General features: G+C 67.3%; 17 protein-coding genes. 9 read left to right on the forward strand and 8 right to left on the reverse strand.

The genetic code is table 11. From position 1 onward, the window contains the following. Window positions 1–288: 288 nt before the first annotated feature. Window positions 289–1209, reverse strand: coding sequence for an HpcH/HpaI aldolase/citrate lyase family protein (locus ACXMYJ_RS13830; RefSeq protein ID WP_443188341.1), 921 nt, complete (start codon window positions 1207–1209; stop codon window positions 289–291). A gap of 5 nt (window positions 1210–1214) precedes the next feature. Then, window positions 1215–1952: a dienelactone hydrolase family protein gene (locus ACXMYJ_RS13835; protein WP_460356901.1), complete on the reverse strand. Its 738-nt coding sequence runs from the start codon at window positions 1950–1952 to the stop codon at window positions 1215–1217. A 480-nt stretch (window positions 1953–2432) separates the two neighbouring features. Here ACXMYJ_RS13835 and ACXMYJ_RS13840 point away from each other — a divergent pair, with 480 nt between their 5' ends. Further along, a complete protein-coding gene (locus tag ACXMYJ_RS13840) occupies window positions 2433–3185 on the forward strand; it encodes a hypothetical protein (RefSeq protein ID WP_460356904.1) in 753 nt (250 codons plus the stop codon). Window positions 3186–3209: 24 nt separating this feature from the next. Continuing rightward, the gene (locus tag ACXMYJ_RS13845; RefSeq protein WP_260751634.1) at window positions 3210–3743 is read left to right on the forward strand and encodes a DUF3558 domain-containing protein; all 534 of its coding nucleotides are present in this window, start codon (window positions 3210–3212) and stop codon (window positions 3741–3743) included. Between the two features lie 24 nt (window positions 3744–3767). Here the strand turns inward: ACXMYJ_RS13845 and ACXMYJ_RS13850 are convergent, their stop codons facing one another. From ACXMYJ_RS13850 to ACXMYJ_RS13860, 3 genes are all read right to left on the reverse strand, one after another. Further along, window positions 3768–4049, reverse strand: coding sequence for a hypothetical protein (locus tag ACXMYJ_RS13850; protein ID WP_260751636.1), 282 nt, complete (start codon window positions 4047–4049; stop codon window positions 3768–3770). Between the two features lie 289 nt (window positions 4050–4338). Next, window positions 4339–5262 carry a tumor necrosis factor receptor family protein gene (locus ACXMYJ_RS13855; protein ID WP_260751639.1) on the reverse strand — a complete coding sequence of 308 codons (924 nt, stop codon included), beginning with the start codon at window positions 5260–5262 and terminating at the stop codon, window positions 4339–4341. 159 nt (window positions 5263–5421) lie between these two features. Further along, window positions 5422–8196, reverse strand: coding sequence for an ATP-binding protein (locus ACXMYJ_RS13860; protein ID WP_460356908.1), 2775 nt, complete (start codon window positions 8194–8196; stop codon window positions 5422–5424). A 114-nt stretch (window positions 8197–8310) separates the two neighbouring features. Here ACXMYJ_RS13860 and ACXMYJ_RS13865 point away from each other — a divergent pair, with 114 nt between their 5' ends. The 7 genes from ACXMYJ_RS13865 to ACXMYJ_RS13895 all read left to right on the forward strand — a co-directional run bounded on the left by ACXMYJ_RS13865 (window position 8311) and on the right by ACXMYJ_RS13895 (window position 15417). Continuing rightward, on the forward strand, window positions 8311–9111 hold the full coding sequence (locus tag ACXMYJ_RS13865; protein ID WP_260751642.1) for a thymidylate synthase: 801 nt from the start codon (window positions 8311–8313) through the stop codon (window positions 9109–9111). Window positions 9112–9199: 88 nt separating this feature from the next. Further along, window positions 9200–9688 carry a dihydrofolate reductase gene (locus tag ACXMYJ_RS13870; protein WP_460356911.1) on the forward strand — a complete coding sequence of 163 codons (489 nt, stop codon included), beginning with the start codon at window positions 9200–9202 and terminating at the stop codon, window positions 9686–9688. A gap of 101 nt (window positions 9689–9789) precedes the next feature. After that, complete coding sequence (locus ACXMYJ_RS13875) at window positions 9790–11022, forward strand: winged helix-turn-helix domain-containing protein (RefSeq protein WP_460356913.1); 1233 nt, start codon at window positions 9790–9792, stop codon at window positions 11020–11022. A gap of 4 nt (window positions 11023–11026) precedes the next feature. Next, the gene (locus ACXMYJ_RS13880; RefSeq protein WP_460356916.1) at window positions 11027–11923 is read left to right on the forward strand and encodes a haloalkane dehalogenase; all 897 of its coding nucleotides are present in this window, start codon (window positions 11027–11029) and stop codon (window positions 11921–11923) included. A 101-nt stretch (window positions 11924–12024) separates the two neighbouring features. Next, window positions 12025–12777 (forward strand): FAD-dependent thymidylate synthase, encoded by a 753-nt coding sequence (thyX, locus tag ACXMYJ_RS13885; protein WP_260751667.1) that lies wholly within the window; start codon window positions 12025–12027, stop codon window positions 12775–12777. A 50-nt stretch (window positions 12778–12827) separates the two neighbouring features. Continuing rightward, complete coding sequence (gene dapA / locus ACXMYJ_RS13890; protein ID WP_443188350.1) at window positions 12828–13730, forward strand: 4-hydroxy-tetrahydrodipicolinate synthase; 903 nt, start codon at window positions 12828–12830, stop codon at window positions 13728–13730. A gap of 10 nt (window positions 13731–13740) precedes the next feature. Continuing rightward, the gene (locus tag ACXMYJ_RS13895; RefSeq protein ID WP_460356920.1) at window positions 13741–15417 is read left to right on the forward strand and encodes a ribonuclease J; all 1677 of its coding nucleotides are present in this window, start codon (window positions 13741–13743) and stop codon (window positions 15415–15417) included. A 375-nt stretch (window positions 15418–15792) separates the two neighbouring features. Here ACXMYJ_RS13895 and ACXMYJ_RS13900 read toward each other — a convergent pair whose 3' ends face one another. The 3 genes from ACXMYJ_RS13900 to ACXMYJ_RS13910 all read right to left on the reverse strand — a co-directional run bounded on the left by ACXMYJ_RS13900 (window position 15793) and on the right by ACXMYJ_RS13910 (window position 18294). Then, the gene (locus tag ACXMYJ_RS13900; RefSeq protein ID WP_443188352.1) at window positions 15793–16455 is read right to left on the reverse strand and encodes a response regulator transcription factor; all 663 of its coding nucleotides are present in this window, start codon (window positions 16453–16455) and stop codon (window positions 15793–15795) included. A 151-nt stretch (window positions 16456–16606) separates the two neighbouring features. Continuing rightward, on the reverse strand, window positions 16607–17479 hold the full coding sequence (locus ACXMYJ_RS13905; protein ID WP_460356924.1) for an SAM-dependent methyltransferase: 873 nt from the start codon (window positions 17477–17479) through the stop codon (window positions 16607–16609). Beyond that, a complete protein-coding gene (locus tag ACXMYJ_RS13910; RefSeq protein ID WP_460356926.1) occupies window positions 17476–18294 on the reverse strand; it encodes a mycofactocin-coupled SDR family oxidoreductase in 819 nt (272 codons plus the stop codon). Before ACXMYJ_RS13910 ends, ACXMYJ_RS13905 begins: the two co-directional genes overlap by 4 nt. Window positions 18295–18298 lie beyond the last annotated feature (4 nt).

The raw sequence follows: 18298 nt of genomic DNA on the forward strand, positions 1-18298 counted from the left end.
ATTACAACGCCAATCGGCCCCACTCCGCCCATGGCGACCGCACCCCAGCCGAGTTTGCCCTACAGTGGGCCGCGACCCATCAACCGAAAGTCGCATAACGACTGGACCACCAAACGGGTCCCTCTCAGAACGTCGAGCACTCCCGCACGAACTGGCTTGTCATGTTCGTCGTGCTGATCATCCTGACGGTGCTTGCCGGGATCTACGCCGCGCGCGGCGCGTTGCGGGCCGTCACGACCTACTTGGCGCGCAGGCGGCGCCTCTAGCCTCCAGTGATGGACCCCAGCCTCAGTAGTGGTAGGTGTCCGACGGGGCCGGGATGTGAGTGGGCTCGTCGACGTCGTTGAACTCTGACGGTTCGATGTCGTATGCGCGCGCGAGCTCCAGGATCTTGTTGGCGCGGGCGATGCGCGGAAGATCGGAGCCATTGCGGATCTCGCCGCCGTCACGCTCGTACTCGATGAGAAACTCCTTCGCCCAGGTGATCTCCTCCGCCGACGGGGAGAGCCCCTCGTTGACGGTCAGGCACTGTTCGGGGGTCAGGCAGATCTTGCCGGTCATGCCGAACTCCGCTGACACGGCAGTGGCCTCGCTGAGCTTCAGTGCGCTGGAGCCGACGGTGGGACCGTCGATCGCGCTCGGCAGATGAGCGGCTTTCGCAGCGATCGTGAAGCGCGACCGCGCGTAGGCCAGCGTCATCGGGTTGTCACCGAAGCCGGTGTCGCGCCGGAAATCGCCGATACCGAACGCCAAGCGGAAGGTGCCCTTAGCAGAGGCGATCTCGTTGATTCGCTCCAGGCCGCGCGCGGTCTCGACGAGCGCGACGATCGGCACGCCGGGCAGGCGCTTGGCGGTCTCGGTGACATGGTCGACCGACTCCACCATCGCCAGCATGACCCCGCCCACCGGGCTGCCCGCCAGCATCTCCAGATCACCGGCCCACCACTCGGTGCCGAACCCGTTCACCCGAACCCAGTCGGTGTGGCCCTCACCGAGCCAGCGCATCACGTTGGCCCGGGCCGCGGCCTTGTCCTTCGGCGCGACGGCGTCCTCGATGTCGAGGACCACGATGTCGGCCCTCGAGTGAGCGGCCGCGTCGAAGCGCTCGTACTGCGCGCCGTTGACCAGCAACCAACTGCGGGCCAGCACGGGGTCTATCCGCCGGCCCTGCTCACCGAACGCCGATTCACCGAAACTCTGGTCGTACACGCAGCTCAGACTAGGTGACTGTTGAAGAAGGAACGCATCGCGTCCCAGTGCCGGCGCGCGGCGGGCTCGTCATAGGGCCCGTTGTCGGGCACCGCGAACCCGTGAAACGCCGAGTACCACTCGATGGTGTGCTCGACGCCGGCATCGGTCAGCGCCTTCTCCAGTCGTTCACCGTCGGCGATGGTGAACGACCGGTCGCTGCGGGCCGCACCGATGTAGACCGCGGCGCGGATCTTGTCCGCGAGCAGATGCGGGCTGCTGGTGTCGTCGGTGGCCAGGCCGCCCCCGTGGAAGGACATCGCCGCCGCGACCCGATCGGGGACCCGCCCGGCCACCACCAGCGACGTGCGGCCGCCCATGCAGTACCCGGTCGTGCCGAACGACGCGCCCCGGACCTCGGGCCGGGCCGCCAGGTAGTCGAAGAACGCGATCGCGTCGGACGCCATGATCTCGGGGGTGATCTTGGAGATCATGCCGAACAGTCGACGACGCTCGGCCTCGTCCTCGAACACCGTCGCCATCGTGAACGGCGCCCAGTCACCGTCGCGGTAATACACGTCGGGCACGAGCACGGCGTAGCCGTAGCCGGCCAACCTGTCTGCCATCGCGCGGAAGGTCGGTCGGGCGCCTCCGGCGTCGGGATACATGACAATGCCGGGCCACGGCCCGTCGGAGTCGGGCGTGTGCAGGCTGACGGGGCAGGCGCCGTCTGCGGTGGTGATCGTATCGGTGATCCTCGGCATGGGTTCCGTTCTACCTCAGCCGGGTCGACGCACGCTGTGCGCGCCCCGACCACCATAGGGAAACACCCGATTTATCGCGGACTTACCCGATATAGCGTCCCGTCCCGGAAGGCAGACCACGCTGTCGGCACTTCAGCAAACGGCGAGATATTTGAGGCAGCGGAGCGTGAGCATGGTGGGGACACTGCGGACCGAGACCCTCACGCTCGTGTGCGCAGTTGTTGTCGCATCCTCTGGCTGCGGCGGTCAATCACAAAGCGGGTACGCCGCGAGTCCGGCCCCGCGGCCGGCGTCATACGACGGCCTGTTCAGCGGTCCGCAACCGTGGACCACCGACGTCTCCGGAGCAGAAGAATCCGACCGCAGCGACGCGATCGTGCAGGCGCTGAGCAGCATGGGCGGCTGGGGCGGCGACAACGCTCTCCAGATCGATTTCTCCATCCCTGTCTTTTCGCCGACGGCGACACGCCGCGCCGCCACGTGGTCGGCACCGACGACTACTGCTGGGGCGGAACGGCATGCGACAGCGTTCCCGCCGAGATGCCGGTTCCGCTGGACGCCAACATCGAAGGGTCACCGGATCTCACGTGTGACGCCTCAGGCGACAGCGTGGGGCAGGGTGACTGTCATCTGCTCGTCGCCGACCGCGACGGCCGGAGGCTCTACGAGACCTATCAAGCCACTGCAGAAGGTGAAACCATCACGGCGCAAGGCTTTTTCGTATGGGATCTCGATAAGAAGTATCCGCCGACCCTACGCGGCGACCAGTGCACGAGCGCTGACGCCGCCGGCTTCCCGATCGCCGCTCTCACCCCGACCGCCGACGAAGTTGCCTCTGGCGCAGTCGCTCATGCGCTTCGATTCATACTCCCGAACGACAGAATCAAGGAATCCGTCTACGTCCGACCAGCCACCCATGCCGGTGGTCCGACAAGTGCCGATCCAGACGCACCTCCCTACGGCGTGCGGTTTCGGTTGAAGTCCGGCTTCGACGAATCGGACTACTCGGAAGGGGAGAAGGTGATCCTGCGGGCACTCAAGACGTACGGCATGCTGCTCTCCGACGGGGGAGAGATCCCGCTGACCTTCGCCGACGATCGAACCAGCGCCGCGAAGTGGGCCGACCTCGGGATCGACGCGCACTCGTTCGACGCGATCGGCGTCGACCAGTTCGACGTCGTCGGATTGGGCGACGAAATCCCGCTCACCTACGACTGCGTGCGCAATTCGTGACAACTGCTGATCAAGGGGGTTCGGATGAAAGATCTCACGACGACTTCTCGCCTCGTGTCGGCTGTCCTGTGTTTGACCATGGCGGGGTGCGGTTCGCAGAGCGGCCCCAGCGGCGGTGACGCCAATGCCGGCGACACGTCGAGAACCGTCGCCGCCGACGCTGGACACGCATCTGCGATCGACGCGTGTTCGCTGATTGCGGCAGAGGATATCTCGGCGTTGCTCGGCGTGACCGTGGAAGGTAGGTCGACCTCGAACAACCCCGAGGTACCTGCATGCGTGTGGGAGAACCCGGAGAATTACGAGTCGATTTCGCTGGAGATCGGCAACCCCGGTACGGCGATCAACGGCACATTACCCCCACCAGAGCCCGGAATGCCCGACGTCGGCCGGCCGGGTCCGGACGGGATGCGGTTCCTGGGCTACGGCCAGGTGGAGTTTCCTGCGGCCGGGCGGAACAACAGTGTGCAGGTCGCGGTGCTCAGCATGTCGGCTGACCAGGCCGACAACGCGGCCGTCGAACTCGCGCGCAAGGTCGGACCGCAGCTTCCTGAATAGCGCGTGACACCGCGCGGGCCGGGGTCACTGTGACAGATCCAGGTCGGTGGCGGTGGTGACGCGCTGGGCCGGTATGCCGGCCCGGTCGCATGTCTGTGCGACGGCGCTCGCCGATCCTGCCGTGAAGACACCGAACAGAACTTCGTCGCCGGGCACGGCAACCATGGACAGTAGATGCACGGGCGGTCCCAACGCGGATACCGACGCCGCGCACTCGTTGAGTCGGGCCGCTGTCTCCTCGAGCGACTCGGCGGTGGCTGACGATCGGTACCACTCGACGAGATAGCACGGGACGGAGATGTTCATCAAATCGAAGCTATCGCGTTGGCGGACAGGGTAAATCGGGTGTTTCCCTACGACTCGGAAACGACTCATCAGAGCGGGCGTCCGCTTCGCGGCAGCGGGGGAGAGCCCCGAGGTCTACTGGGGGCGTGCGTCTTGGTTGCACGGCTCAGGCGCAACCCAGCTGATGAAACACTGCGGCTTGCGCTTGCCCGACGAGAGTGCCTTCCTGCCTGGAGGCTCGGGGGCTTGCGCAGGCCCCGGGTCGCCCAGGCAGGGCAGGCACTTCCGTTGTTGCAGTGAGCGGTCGAGACTATCCGCTCACGTTCTGGGTGGACTCGCCGATGGTGACCTGTTTCCCGTCATAGTCGGCCGTGCATCGCACAGTCGCGCGGTAACTGACAAGAGGTGGCGGCCACAACAGGTCGGTGATGTTTCCGGTGCTGTTCGCGCCGACGCTGACGTTCCTGTTCACTGTTTCCGGCCCGAGCAATCCGCTCGTTCTTGTTGCGGTGTAGGCGCATTCGGCGGGCAGTGCCGATTTGTTGGTGACCGCGACATTGGCGTTGAGCCCGGCCCGAGTCACGTTCATCGACACTGCATTCGTCGGAGCTGCGCACTGCTGGTCACCCGGAACGGTCGCCGACAACGATCCCGGCGGGCAGTTCTTCTGTGCCAAGGCACACGTCTGGCCCGCTGGAACGGTCGGGGACTTCGAGCCAGGCGGGCACTGCACGTCGGCCAACTGGCACTGTTGCCCGACTGGAACGGTGGCGCTCTTCGACCCAGGCGGGCACTGAACAACTTGAGGTGCGGGCGGCGCGGGAGGCGTGTACCTGTAGTCCGACCAGGCACCACAATCATCGCTGCCGAACGTACTCTTGCGACAGCCTTGGATCGCCAGATTAAAACCTGAGGACGTGTTGACGACCTGGGTTGTGACGTTGCCGCACGCCTTGTCCAGCTCGGCTTGTGGCCCGCCATTGATCTTGGTGTGCACGACGTCCCCGGCGAGATCCTCGTGTACTCGCGGGCAGCCCGCAATGGTGCACACCACCTGGCCGTCGTTGGATTTCGTACAGTTCACGTCATAGCCATTGGGCAGCACGTCGGCATTCGCCACGGGCGTCATGCTCGGGGCCAGAGTGGGCACCGCCGCCGGCGCCACCCACACAAGCCCGAAGACGACGGCCGCGGCGGCCAACATGGCCCATAGCTTGGGTATCTGTTTGCTCATGACTTCTCCATCAGTGGTCGACATCGCCGGCGTTTGTTGAACCGGCCAGGGATCAGTTCGGCGAGACACCCGAGCCGGCTACGCGGAGCGTAGGCCCGAACAGGGGGCGGATTAATCGGGTGTTTCCCTATGCTTTTCCGATGTGGAGGGCGATTGTCCCTATACGCCGGGTCGGCTCATGTGCCGCCCGAGTTCGGCCCGCGAGTGGATGCCGAGCTTGGCGTAGATGCGGGACAAGTTGGCTTCCACGGTTTTTGGGCTGATGAACATGGCGGCCGCAATGCCGCGGTTCGTCAACCCCGACGCGGCGAGTTCGGCCACCCGTCGTTCGGATGGCGTGAGCACGGCGTCGCGGTGTGGGCCGACATTCGCGCGGCCCAGCTCAGCGCGTGCCCGGTTGGCCCACAACGGGGTACCGAGTTGCTCGAAAGTCTTCAGCGCGTCCTGCAGTGTTGCCGCCGCGTCCTCTTTGTGGCGCTGTCGACGTTGAAGCTGGCCGAGGAGGAGCTGCGTGCGTGCTCGCTCGAACGGCATCGGCAGATCCTCGTGTCGCGACATCGCGTGGTGGGCGGCCACCACCGCCGCGTCGACGTCGCCGCAGGCGGCCGACACCATCGCCCGGCCCCGCGCCCCCACAGCAAGCATCCAGGCGCGGCCGAGACGGCGGCCGTTGAGTTCGAGCGCTTCCACGAGGGGAAGCGCCGAAGAACAACGATCCAGGGCGACCATCGCCTCGACGGCATCAGCGACGAACGACGCCGTGATGATCTCGGTCGCGTTCGGTGCAGCGCGAAGCTTCGGCAGCAGAGGTTCGAGGGTGTCGAGGGCGGCTTGATGGTCGCCGAGTGACACCTCGAGGAACCCCAGCGCTGTCCTCGGCCACTCGCCGAGCAGTGCCGACCCACAGCGTTGGCTTGCTGCAAGCGCCGAAGTGACATCCTTGCGCGCGTCGTCGGCCCGGCCCGTGTAAGCCCCGAGTAGCGCCCGGGCGGTGAGTGTCACCGACATCGGCAGGTCCCCCCCGAGCTGCTGGGCGAGCAATGCGGTGTCTTCGACGATCAATGTGGCGTCGGCGAAGTTCCCTCGCCATATCTCGGTCATCGCGCTGTGGAACGCGACGAACATCAGCTCGCCGTCCTCACCGCGTTCGATGCACTGCCTTCGCAGTGAGCGCATATCGGCGTGAGCCTCATCGAGCTCACCCACCCACGCGCGGATGACAGCCTGGTGCGCTCTGGGCCGGAACGCGCTCGGGATGTTGGCCTGAGGGTCCTCCATTTCCACCGCTCGTCGCAGACCCGCTTCATCGGCGCCGTCGCCCCGCAAGAAGGCCATCATGGCCCGCATGCTCAGTGCTTGACTCAGCAAGTCGGGGCGCCCCAGATTTTCGGCACTGGTCACCGACTCCTCGGCGCGCCGTATCGCATCATCCAGGCGGCCCGTGTTGAACAGTGCGAAAGACAGGGCGACCAGCACCGGCACCACGACCGGGGGATGGCCGGCGGCGTCGGGTATCGCCCCCTCAAGGAGTTCAACGGCCTCCGGGAAACTGTCGTCGAGCAATCGGATGTAGCCGAGCAGACTTGTCGCCTCGGCGCGCAGCACTCCAGGCGGCAGCTGAGCGATCGTCGCTTCCAGCTCGGCGCGCGCACGCGCGGGCTCGCCGGCATGGAAATGGTGTTGAGCCGACAGGATTCGTCGCTGCGGTGTGTCTCCGCCCAGTCCGATGGCCAGATCGGTGAGTTCGGCTGCCGCCACCGGTGCTCCGCGGCTTCGTGCTGACTCGGCTGCCGCGTCCAGCGACCGAAGGGTGCGGGGGTCACCATGGGTGGAGCCGAGAGCCAGGTGCCGGGCCCGCAACTCTGGTTCCTCGATGGCGTCGGCGAGTCGCCGGTGGGTCTCCCGGCGCTTCGCCGGGGCGGCCGAGGTGTAGATCCCCCAGGCCAGCAGGGGGTGGGTGAAACGCACACCGTTGCCCTCGATCCCGATGACTCCTTTGTTCTCGGCCACTTCCAGTAGTTCCACGGTCCTGTCGATGCCTCTGCGGGACGTACGAGCGACGAGTTCGACGGTCGGGCTTGCGGCGCAGGCGGCGGCCAGCAGCACGTCCTGCAGCTCGGCGTCCAAGGCGCCGAGGCGGGTTCGCACCACGTCCGCCAGGGTGGGAGGCAGCGGCTGATCGGCGAGCGTGGCCGCATCCCCGATCGAGCGGGCTAACTCGAGGGCATAGAGCGGGTTACCGGCGGAGACCTCGTGTATCCGCACCATCGTCCGTCGCGAGTACGTCCGCCCCAGCCGTTCGTGCAGAACCGCATGGAGCGCACCGACCGACAAGGGCTGCACTCGTATTCGCCGGGTGCGGTCCGGCCGTGGCATCTGGGGCAGCGGCGGGGCGCGGTCGCCGTCTGTGGGGGTGCGTACCGTGCCGAGCAATCCCACCTGACCGGTGAGGCGGGCGCAGGCGAATGCGAGGGCGCTTGCGCTCGAGGTGTCCAGCCACTGGAGGTCATCGATCGCGATGAGCACGGGCGACTCCGCTGTCAGGATGTCGATGACCGACAAGAAACCTGCCGCCACGGCGAGTGGGTCGGTGGCGACGTCCTCGACGCCCGCCCGCAGCATCACCCGGTCCAGCGCTCGTCGCTGGGGCTCCGGCAGATTCGCCAACACCGGGGGGTCGACGCCCCGGATCAGGTCAGCCAGCGCCGCATAGGCCAGTACCGATTCAGCGGCGGCCGAACGTGCACGGAGTACGCGCATTCCGCACGAGTGGGCCCGCTCGAGCGCGGACAGCCAGACGGTGCTCTTGCCGATGCCGGCTTCACCCTCGATCAGAAGTGCGGCAGGTTGCTCGGCCACAGCCTGGAAGAAGTCGGCGACGGCGGCCAATTCGGTTGGTCGTGGGATATCCCCGGTATCCCGCGGAAACGTCACCATTCGATGATTACAGCAATCCGCACTACTCGCCCGGAAACAGTGGATCGGATGAGGAACGCGCTGGGCCGCGTCGAACTGCTCGACTCTGTTCGGGCGACGTAAGCTTGGCGCGTGCCGATCCCCACGCCCTACGAGGACTTGTTGCGTCTGGTGCTCGATACGGGCATCACCAAATCCGACCGCACCGGAACCGGCACCCGCAGCCTGTTCGGTCATCAGATGCGGTACGACCTGAACGCCGGGTTCCCGCTGATCACCACCAAGAAGGTGCACACCAAGTCCATCGTCTATGAACTGCTGTGGTTTCTGCGCGGCGACTCGAACGTCCGGTGGCTGCAGGACCACGGTGTCACAATCTGGGATGAATGGGCTTCTCCGACAGGCGATCTGGGTCCGGTCTACGGGGTGCAGTGGCGGTCCTGGCCGACCCCGTCCGGTGAGCACATCGACCAGATCAGCGCGGCGCTGGACCTGCTCAAGCGCGATCCCGACTCGCGCCGCAACATCGTCTCGGCCTGGAACGTCGGCGAGATCCCACAGATGGCCCTGCCGCCGTGTCATGCGTTCTTCCAGTTCTACGTCGCCGACGGCAAGCTGAGTTGCCAGTTGTACCAGCGCAGCGCCGACCTGTTCCTCGGCGTGCCGTTCAATATCGCCAGCTATGCGCTGCTGACCCACATGATGGCCGCGCAGGCGGGCCTGGGCGTGGGGGAGTTCATCTGGACCGGCGGTGACTGCCACATCTACGACAACCACGTCGACCAGGTCATCGAGCAACTCTCCCGTGATCCGCGGCCATACCCGGAACTCGTTCTCGCGCCGCGGGATTCGATCTTCGACTACACCTATGAGGACGTCGTCATCAGAAACTATGACCCGCACCCGGCGATCAAGGCCCCGGTGGCTGTATGAGGACTGCTTGCAGGTCCGAATCGAAGATGTTGAGGACTGCTTGCAGGTCCGAATCGACGATGTTGAGGACTGCTTGCAGGTCCGAATCATGAGTACGACGGATCTGAACCTGATCTGGGCGCAGTCCAGTTCCGGAGTCATCGGACGCGGCAACGGGATCCCGTGGCGTGTGCCGGAGGACATGGCCCGGTTCAAGGAGCTCACCATGGGCCGCACCGTGATCATGGGCCGGTTGACGTGGGAGTCGCTGCCGCAGCGGTTCCGGCCGCTGCCCGGCCGCCGGAATGTCGTGGTCTCCCGGCAGGCTGACTACACGGCCGACGGCGCAGAGGTGGTGACCTCCCTGGAGGGCGCCCCGCTGGACGACGCATGGGTGATCGGTGGCTCGCAGATCTACGGGCTGGCGTTGCCGTCGGCGACGCGGTGCGAGGTCACCGAGGTGGACATCGATCTGCGCAGAGAGGACGACGACGCGCTGGCGCCGGTGCTCGACGAGGCGTGGGTCGGTACCGAGCAGGACTGGCGCGAGAGCTCGTCAGGGCTGCGCTACCGGTTCTACACCTACGTACGGCGCTGAACGCTCGGCGGCGCGACGTCTGCCGTCGGCCCTCACTACGGGCCGCAACTGCGCCAGACGCCGCGGACCGAGTTGTCGGTGCGGTAGGCCACGATAACCCGATGGCGTCCTCTCTTCGTAGCGCGACGTTGACCGCCCTACAGGCCCGCCGGATCGCCGTCGCGGCCCAGGGGTTTCACGAGCCGAAGCCGACGGGGCCGGTCACACGCGCGCATCTGAAGCGGCTGATCTCCCGGCTGCAGGTGCTGCAGCTGGACTCGGTGTCGGTGGCGGTGCGGGCGCACTACGCGCCGGTGTTCAGCCGTCTCGGTCCTTACGACCGAGATCTGCTGGACCGTGCCGCATGGAGCCATTCGGCGCGCTCACCGCGGTTGCTGGTCGAATACTGGGCGCACGAAGCCGCGTTGATGGCCGTCGATGACTGGCCGTTGATGCGGTGGCGGATGCGGGAGTACCGGCACGGCCGGTGGGGCGTCGAGATCGTGAAGAAGAACGCCGCACTCGCCGACGACATCGTTGAAGCGGTCGCCACGCTCGGTCCGTCGACCGCAGGTCAGATCGAGGCTTACCTGGAATCTGAGCCCCGTGGCCGCAAAGGGCCCTGGTGGGATCGCAGCGATACGAAGTGGGTCGCCGAGGCGCTGTGGTCGGCCGGCGTGCTGACCACGGCCACCCGGCTCGGGTTCGCGCGGCACTACGACCTGACCGAGCGCGTGTTGCCCGCCGAGGTGGTCGGGCGTGAGGTCAACGAGGCCGAGGCGGTGCGCGAGTTGGTCCTGCGCGCGGCCACCTCGCTCGGCGTCGCGAGCGAAGCCGATCTGCGCGACTACTTCCGGCTCAATGCCCGGCAGGTCAAGCCCGCCATAGCCGAACTGGTCGCCGCCGGCGAGATCGAGAAGGTCGACGTCCAGGGATGGTCGGCCCCGGCCTATCTGCGCACCGGGCAGAGCGTCCCGCGCCGGGACCGCGGCACTGCGCTGTTGTGCCCGTTCGACCCGCTGATCTTCTTCCGGCCGCGGGTGGAGCGTCTCTTCGATTTCCATTACCGCATCGAGATCTACACCCCGGCCCATAAGCGGCAGTTCGGCTACTACGTGTGGCCTTTTCTGCTCGACGGTGATCTCGCGGGACGCGTCGACCTCAAGGCCGACCGGGTGAACGGCGCGCTCGCCGTACTCGGCGCGTTCACCGAGGACGGTCGGGACGGCGCGCACGTCGCGCGCGGGTTGGCCGCCGAATTGCAGACCATGGCAGAGTGGCTCGGCCTGGGCGACGTGGTCGTGGGGGAGCGCGGCGATTTGGCGACCGAATTGCGCGCGGCCTTGGCAAGCTGAGCCAATGGATGTTCTCCGCACCCCCGATGAGCGCTTCGCCGACCTGCCCGACTTCCCGTTCGCCCCGCACTACGTCGACGTCGGCGGGCTACGGGTGCACTACCTCGACGAAGGTCCGGCCGACGGCCCGGTGGTGCTGCTGCTGCACGGGGAGCCGTCGTGGAGCTATCTGTACCGGCGGATGATCCCCGTCCTGGTCGAAGCCGGGCTGCGGGCGGTCGCGATCGACCTGGTCGGGTTCGGCCGCAGCGACAAGCCGGCCCGCCGCGAGGATTACACCTACCAGGCGCACGTGGACTGGACGTGGGGCGCGATCGACGCGATCGGCCTGGCCGGGATCACGCTCGTGTGCCAGGACTGGGGCGGGCTGATCGGGCTGCGCCTGGTCGGTGAGCATCCGGACCGGTTCGCCCGGGTGGTCGCGGCCAACACCACGCTGCCCACCGGCGATCAGCACCCCGGTGAGGCCTTCCTGGCGTGGCAGCGGTTCAGTCAGGAGACCCCCCATTTCCCGGTCGGCAAGATCGTCGACGGCGGGTGCGTCTCGACGCTTTCCCCAGAGGTCATCGCCGCCTACGACGCACCGTTCCCGGACGATTCGTACAAGGCCGGCGCGCGGCAGTTCCCGACGCTGGTGCCCACCAGCCCCGACGACCCCGCCGCGCCGGCCAACCGAGCGGCATGGGAGGTGCTCCGCACGTTCGACAAGCCGTTCCTGCGTGCGTTCTCGGATTCTGATCCGATCACTCGCGGGGCCGATGAACCGCTGCGCACATTGATCCCGGGCGCCCAGGGGCAGCCGGAGGTGACCATTGCCGGCGGTGGGCATTTCCTGCAGGAGGACAAGGGCCGCGAACTGGCGACCGTCGTCGTCGACTTCATCGCCGCCAATCCGCTGTAGCCCCGCCGAGGTGGGCACACGTCAATCCGAGTGACGCGGTGTGCGTGGCCGCGGACTCGTCAGCGGCGGGTCGGCGAATCGGTGCACGTTAGGCTCACCCGATGGCCGAGATCGCGCCGCTGCGCGTGCAACTGATCGCCAAGACGGAGTTCACCGCGCCCGCCGACGTGCCGTGGAGCACCGACGCCGACGGCGGTGCCGCACTGGTCGAATTCGCCGGCCGCGCGTGCTACCAGAGCTGGAACAAGCCCAACCCGCGCACCGCGACCAACGCCGCCTACGTTCGCCACATCATCGACGTCGGCCACTTCTCGGTACTCGAGCACGCATCGGTGTCGTTCTACATCACCGGCCTCTCCCGGTCGTGCACGCACGAATTGATCCGGCACCGGCACTTCTCCTACTCGCAGCTGTCGCAGCGGTATGTGCCCGAGCACGACTCGCAGGTGGTTGCGCCGCCGGACATCGAGGATGATCCCGAGCTGCTACAGATCTTCACCGAGGCCGCGGACGCGAGCCGTGCTGCCTATACCGAACTGCTCGCTCGACTGCAGGCCAAGTTCACCGAGCAGGGCGCGTCGACGCTGCGCGCCAAGCAGGCCCGCCAAGCTGCCCGTTCGGTGCTGCCCAACGCGACCGAGACCCGGATCGTCGTGACGGGCAACTACCGGGCGTGGCGGCATTTCGTCGCCATGCGGGCCAGCGAACATGCCGACCGGGAGATTCGGCGGCTGGCCGTCGAATGCCTGCGTCAACTCACCGACGCCGCACCGCAGGTGTTCTCGGACTTCGAGATCAGCGTGCTCGCCGACGGCACGGAGGTGGCCACCAGCCCGTTGGCAACCGAAATCTGACTGCAATGGCATTCGTGGCAAGCGAGGGTGACCGGGTAATCTTGGTGCCCGTGAGTACCAGCGGATTCGACGCCCCGGCCCGGTTGGGCACCCTGTTGACCGCGATGGTTACTCCGTTCAAGCCCGACGGGTCGCTGGACACCGACGCCGCGGCCCGGTTGGCGAACCGGCTGGTCGACGCCGGGTGCGACGGTCTGGTGGTGTCCGGTACGACCGGTGAGTCCCCGACCACGACCGACGACGAGAAGCTCGTGCTGCTGCGCACGGTGCTCGAAGCCGTCGGCGATCGCGCGCGAATCATCGCCGGTGCGGGCTCTTACGACACCGCGCACAGCGTGCACCTGGCGAAGGCCAGCGCCGCCGAGGGTGCGCACGGACTGCTGATCGTCACCCCGTACTACTCACGTCCGCCGCAGGCCGGACTGGTGGCGCACTTCACCGCTGTCGCCGACGCGACCGAGCTGCCGGTGATCCTGTACGACATCCCGCCGCGCTCGGTGGTGCCGATCGAGTGGGACACCATCCGAGCGCTGGCCGGCCACCCGAACATCGTCGCGATCAAGGACGCCAAGGGGGACCTGCACGGCGGCGGGCAGATCATCGCCGAGACCGGCCTGAGTTACTACTCCGGCGACGACGCCCTGAACCTGCCGTGGCTGGCGATGGGTGCGGTCGGCTTCATCAGCGTGTGGGGTCATCTGGCCGCCGCGCAGCTGCGGCACATGATGGGGGCCTTCGCGTCCGGAGACGTCGCGACGGCGCGCAAGATCAGCGTCTCGCTCGGCCCGCTCGCACGCGCCCAGGCGCGGCTCGGGGGGGTCACCCTGTCCAAGGCGGGGCTGCGGCTGCAAGGGTTCGAGGCGGGTGAGCCGCGGCTGCCGCAGATCCCGGCCACCGACGAACAGCTTGAGGCCCTGGCCGGCGACATGCGCGCCGCAGGCGTGCTGAGGTAGCGGGCCGGTAGTGAACTCCGAGCTCAAGGCACCGGGACCACTGGCCCCCGGCGGACTGCGGGTCACCGCACTCGGCGGGATCAACGAAATCGGCCGCAACATGACCGTTTTCGAGCATCTGGGACGTCTGCTCATCGTGGATTGCGGGGTGCTGTTCCCCACCCACGACGAACCCGGCGTCGACCTGATCCTGCCCGACCTGCGGCACCTCGCCGACCGTCTCGACGACATCGAGGCGCTCGTCGTCACCCATGCCCATGAAGACCACATCGGCGCGATCCCGTTCCTGCTCAAGCAGCGTGCCGACATCCCGATCGTGGGTTCGAAGTTCACGCTGGCGCTGGCGGCCGAGAAGTGCCGGGAACATCGTCTTTCGCCGAAATTCGTCGAGGTCACCGAGGGGCAGAAGAGCACCCACGGTGTCTTCGAGTGCCAGTACTTCGCGGTCAACCACTCGATTCCCGGCTGCCTGGCCATCGGCATCCATACCGGGGCCGGGACCGTGCTGCACACCGGTGACATCAAGCTCGACCAGTTGCCGCCCGACGGCAGGCCCACCGACCTGCCGGGGATGTCCCGGCTCGGCGATGCGGGGGTCGACCTGTTCCTGTGCGACTCCACCAACTCCGAGATCCCCGGTGTCGGACCCTCCGAGAGTGAGGTGGGCCCGGCCCTTCACCGGCTCATGCGTGGCGCCGAGGGCCGGGTGATCGTCGCCTGTTTCGCATCCAACGTCGACCGTGTGCAGTCGATCATCGACGCTGCGGTCGCTCTGAACCGCAAGGTCTCCTTCGTCGGTCGCTCGATGGTGCGCAACATGACCATCGCGCGCGAACTCGGCTACCTCAAGGTCGCCGATGAGGACGTGGTCGACATCGCCGCGGCCGAGATGATGCCCGCCGACCGGGTGGTGCTGATCACCACCGGCACCCAGGGCGAGCCGATGGCCGCGCTGTCTCGGATGTCGCGCGGTGAGCACCGCAGCATCACGCTGACTGCCGGAGACCTGATCATCCTGTCGTCGTCGCTGATCCCGGGCAACGAGGAGGCGGTCTACGGGGTGATGGACGCGCTGGCCAAGATCGGCGCCCGGGTCGTCACCAATCAGCACGCGCGCGTTCATGTCTCGGGCCACGCGTACGCGGGCGAACTGTTGTTCCTCTACAACGGGGTGCGGCCGCGCAACGTGATGCCGGTGCACGGGACGTGGCGGATGCTCCGTGCCAATGCGGAGCTGGCCGCCCGGACCGGGGTGCCCGAGGAGAACATCCTGCTCGCCGAGAACGGCGTCAGTGTCGACCTGGTGGCCGGGCGGGCGAGCATCGCCGGCGCCGTGCCGGTCGGGAAGATGTTCGTCGACGGGCTGATCACCGGCGATGTCGGCGACGCCACCCTCGGGGAACGGCTCATCCTGTCGTCGGGCTTCGTGGCCGTCACGGTCGTCGTGCGCCGCGGCACCGGCCGGGCGGCTGCTCCGGCGCACCTGCACTCGCGGGGATTCTCCGAGGATCCCAAGGCGCTGGAACCGGTGGCCAGGAAGATCGAAGCGGAGTTGGAGCAACTCGCCTCGCAGAACATCACCGATCCCTCGCGCATCGCGCAGGCGGTACGGCGGACGGTGGGCAAGTGGGTCGGGGAGACCTACCGGAGGCAGCCCATGATCGTCCCGACGGTCATCGAGATCTGAGAGCGGAAACGCCGCCGACGTGTCACGGCTACCCCTCACAAGCCGTGGCCCGCGGCGGCTGGTCGATTCGCTGCGGTATCGCTGACCATTAGAGTATGCACGGCGACACCGGCGTGCGATGCGGCATCGACAAAATCGGGCCCCTCCACCGAATATCGGGTTTCGTCAATTCCTCAGTGACAATTTCAGCTAATGCGTCATGCGCGACCTCGGTGCGGCTTTGGCTGTTCAGGAGGCTGGGTGGTGCCGACGGGCACAACATCCCCGGGGTGGACTCGGCTCCGCCTTCCGGCTCCGGGCATGGCATCCCGCAATGCAGCCGAAGTCGCCGGCGGACCGGGCGAGGCCGGCCAAGAGGCGTTTGCTGACGAAGGATCAGATCGGTTCGAGCCGGTAGCCGCGCCCCCGCAGCGTGACGAACCGGCTCGCGCCGAGCTTGCGCCGCAGGTACCGGACATAGACGTCGACGACGTTGGACCCCGGCTCGTAGTCCTGGCCCCACACCTGTTGCAGCAGCTGCTCGCGGGTGAGCACCTGACCCGGATGGCGCAGGAAGGTCTCGGCCAGCTTGCACTCGCGCGCCGACAGGTCCACGGAGTAGTCGCCGACGTGGGCGCGGCGGGTCCGCAGGTCCAGCGACAGGGTGCCGTATTTGAGCGTCGTGGGCCCGGCGACGCGTCCGGCGGCGAGCCGAAGACGCACCCGGGCAAGGAGTTCCTCGAACCGGAACGGCTTGGCGATGGAGTCCTCGGCGCCCGCCTCGAGCATCCGGGCCGACTCCGCGGCTCTGGCCCGCGAGGTCAGCATCAGCACAGGCAGCGAACTTCCCTCGGCGCGAAGCCGCCGCAGCACCGTGAAGCCGTCCATTCCCGGGAGTCCGGTGTCGAGAAGCATGAGGTCGAAACTGCCGCTACGCGCCTGCATGAGCGCGGAGATCCCGTCGGCAACCACACTCACTGAAAATCCGTTGGCCGACAATCCTTTTCGGACGAAGGCGGAGATCCGGGGCTCGTCCTCGGCGATCAGGATGGCGGCCACGGCCCCGTTGTCTCCGAGTCGAGCATCACGTCCCCCTCGTGCCCCGCGACCGATGGCCGACGGGCCCTGCAAGGATCTGGCAACGGCCTGGCTCGATGAGCCCCCCGACGAATCCGATGCTACGCCGACCTGGCGTGACGGAGTCGCGAACTCAGCGTTCGGCCAGAACGGTCCATTCGATGGGGGAGGCCGCCAGCGTCCGGCCGGTGGGCCGGATATAGGTGTCGCGAAAGTAGCTCGGGCCGGCTTGCTCGACGAGGCGCCAGCCGTGTTCGGCGAGCTGTTCGCCGACGAGTTCGGGCACAATGCCCGACTGCCACACCTGGCGGCGGCCGCGGAACCGGCGATAGACCGCATCGGCTCCGTGCCGGTCGGTGCCGTCGATGAAGTCCTGCCGGATGTAGGTGAAGATGAGCCTGCTGCCGGGCGCGGCGGACGCCAGCTGGGACAGGGTCGCGTGCACCGCGCCCTGGCTGAGGTACTGCGTGACACCCTCCCAGATGAAGAAGGTGCGGTGTTCCGGGCGGTATCCGTGCGATTCCAGCGCGGGGATCAGCGCGTCGTTCTCGAAATCGACCGGAACCAGATGCACGGACGCCGGCGTCCCGCCCAGCACGCGCTGCAGCACCCCGGCTTTGCGGTCGACGTTGACCTGCTGGTCGACCTCGAAGACGGGCAGGTCGCCGTGGCGGGCGATTCGGCAGGCGCGGGTGTCCAGCCCCGAGCCGAGCACCACGACCGCGTCGGCGACGTTGAGCGGATCGGACAGCCGCTCATCGATGTAGCGCTTACGGCAGGCGATGCTCGCCCATAGCCCCGGCCCCGACCGCTCGGTGGCGGCGTGCACCGCGCGGCGCAGTGCGGCCGCGCGGGTCGACCCGACCAGCAGCCTGAGGTGCCTGGGCAGGAAAGACTCGGCCAGATCGTCGTCGACCAGGCGCCGGTGCGGCGGTTCATTGTGCTCGATCGCCGCCAGCACCATCGGCCCGAAGGCGGTCTGCGCGGCGGCGTTCGGGGCACTCATCGTTTATTGATATACCCCGCGTCGACCGGGAGCGTGACGCCGGTGACATAGCGGGCGGCGTCGGACACCAGCCAGAACACCGCGTTGGCGATGTCCTCCGGTTCCAGCGCCGACACCGGCAGCGCGTTGCCCATGTCGGGACCGCCGTCGTTCTCCTGGGCCATGCCCTCAAGCCAGGAGCGGGTGAACTCGTTGTCGATCATCGGGGTGTTCACCGCCGACGGGTGCACCGAGTTGACCCGGATGCTGTACTGCGCAAGGAAATTCGCGTACACCCGCATGATGCCGACGATGCCGTGCTTGGCGGCGGCGTAGCCGACCGAACCCGCCATCGGTGCACCGAGGCCGATCAGGCCGGCCACCGAACTGGTCAGCACGATCGACCCGCCGTTGCCGAACTTGATCATCGGGTTCATCGCGACGTCGATGGTGTTGTAGACGCCGGTGAGGTTGACGTCGATCACGTCCTGCCACGCATCGGCCGCGGCCATCGGCGCGATGCCGGCGTTGGCCACCACAATGTCGAGACGGTCGCCGAGTTGCTCGGTGCCGCCCCGCACCGCGGCCTTGACCGCGTCGCGATCCCGCACGTCGGCCTCGTAGCTGACGATCCGCGCGCCGGTGTCCTCCACGAGCTTGACCGTCGCGGCCAGATCCTCCGGAGTGGCCATGGGGTAGGGCACCGAGTCGATCTGCGCGCACACGTCCAGCGCGATGATGTCGGCTCCCTCGGAGGCGAGTTTCACCGCATGGGCGCGGCCCTGGCCCCGGGCGGCGCCGCTGATGAAGGCGACTTTGCCGTTGAGTTCACCCATGTCG

The sequence above is a fragment of the Mycobacterium sp. ZZG genome (assembly GCF_054786995.1).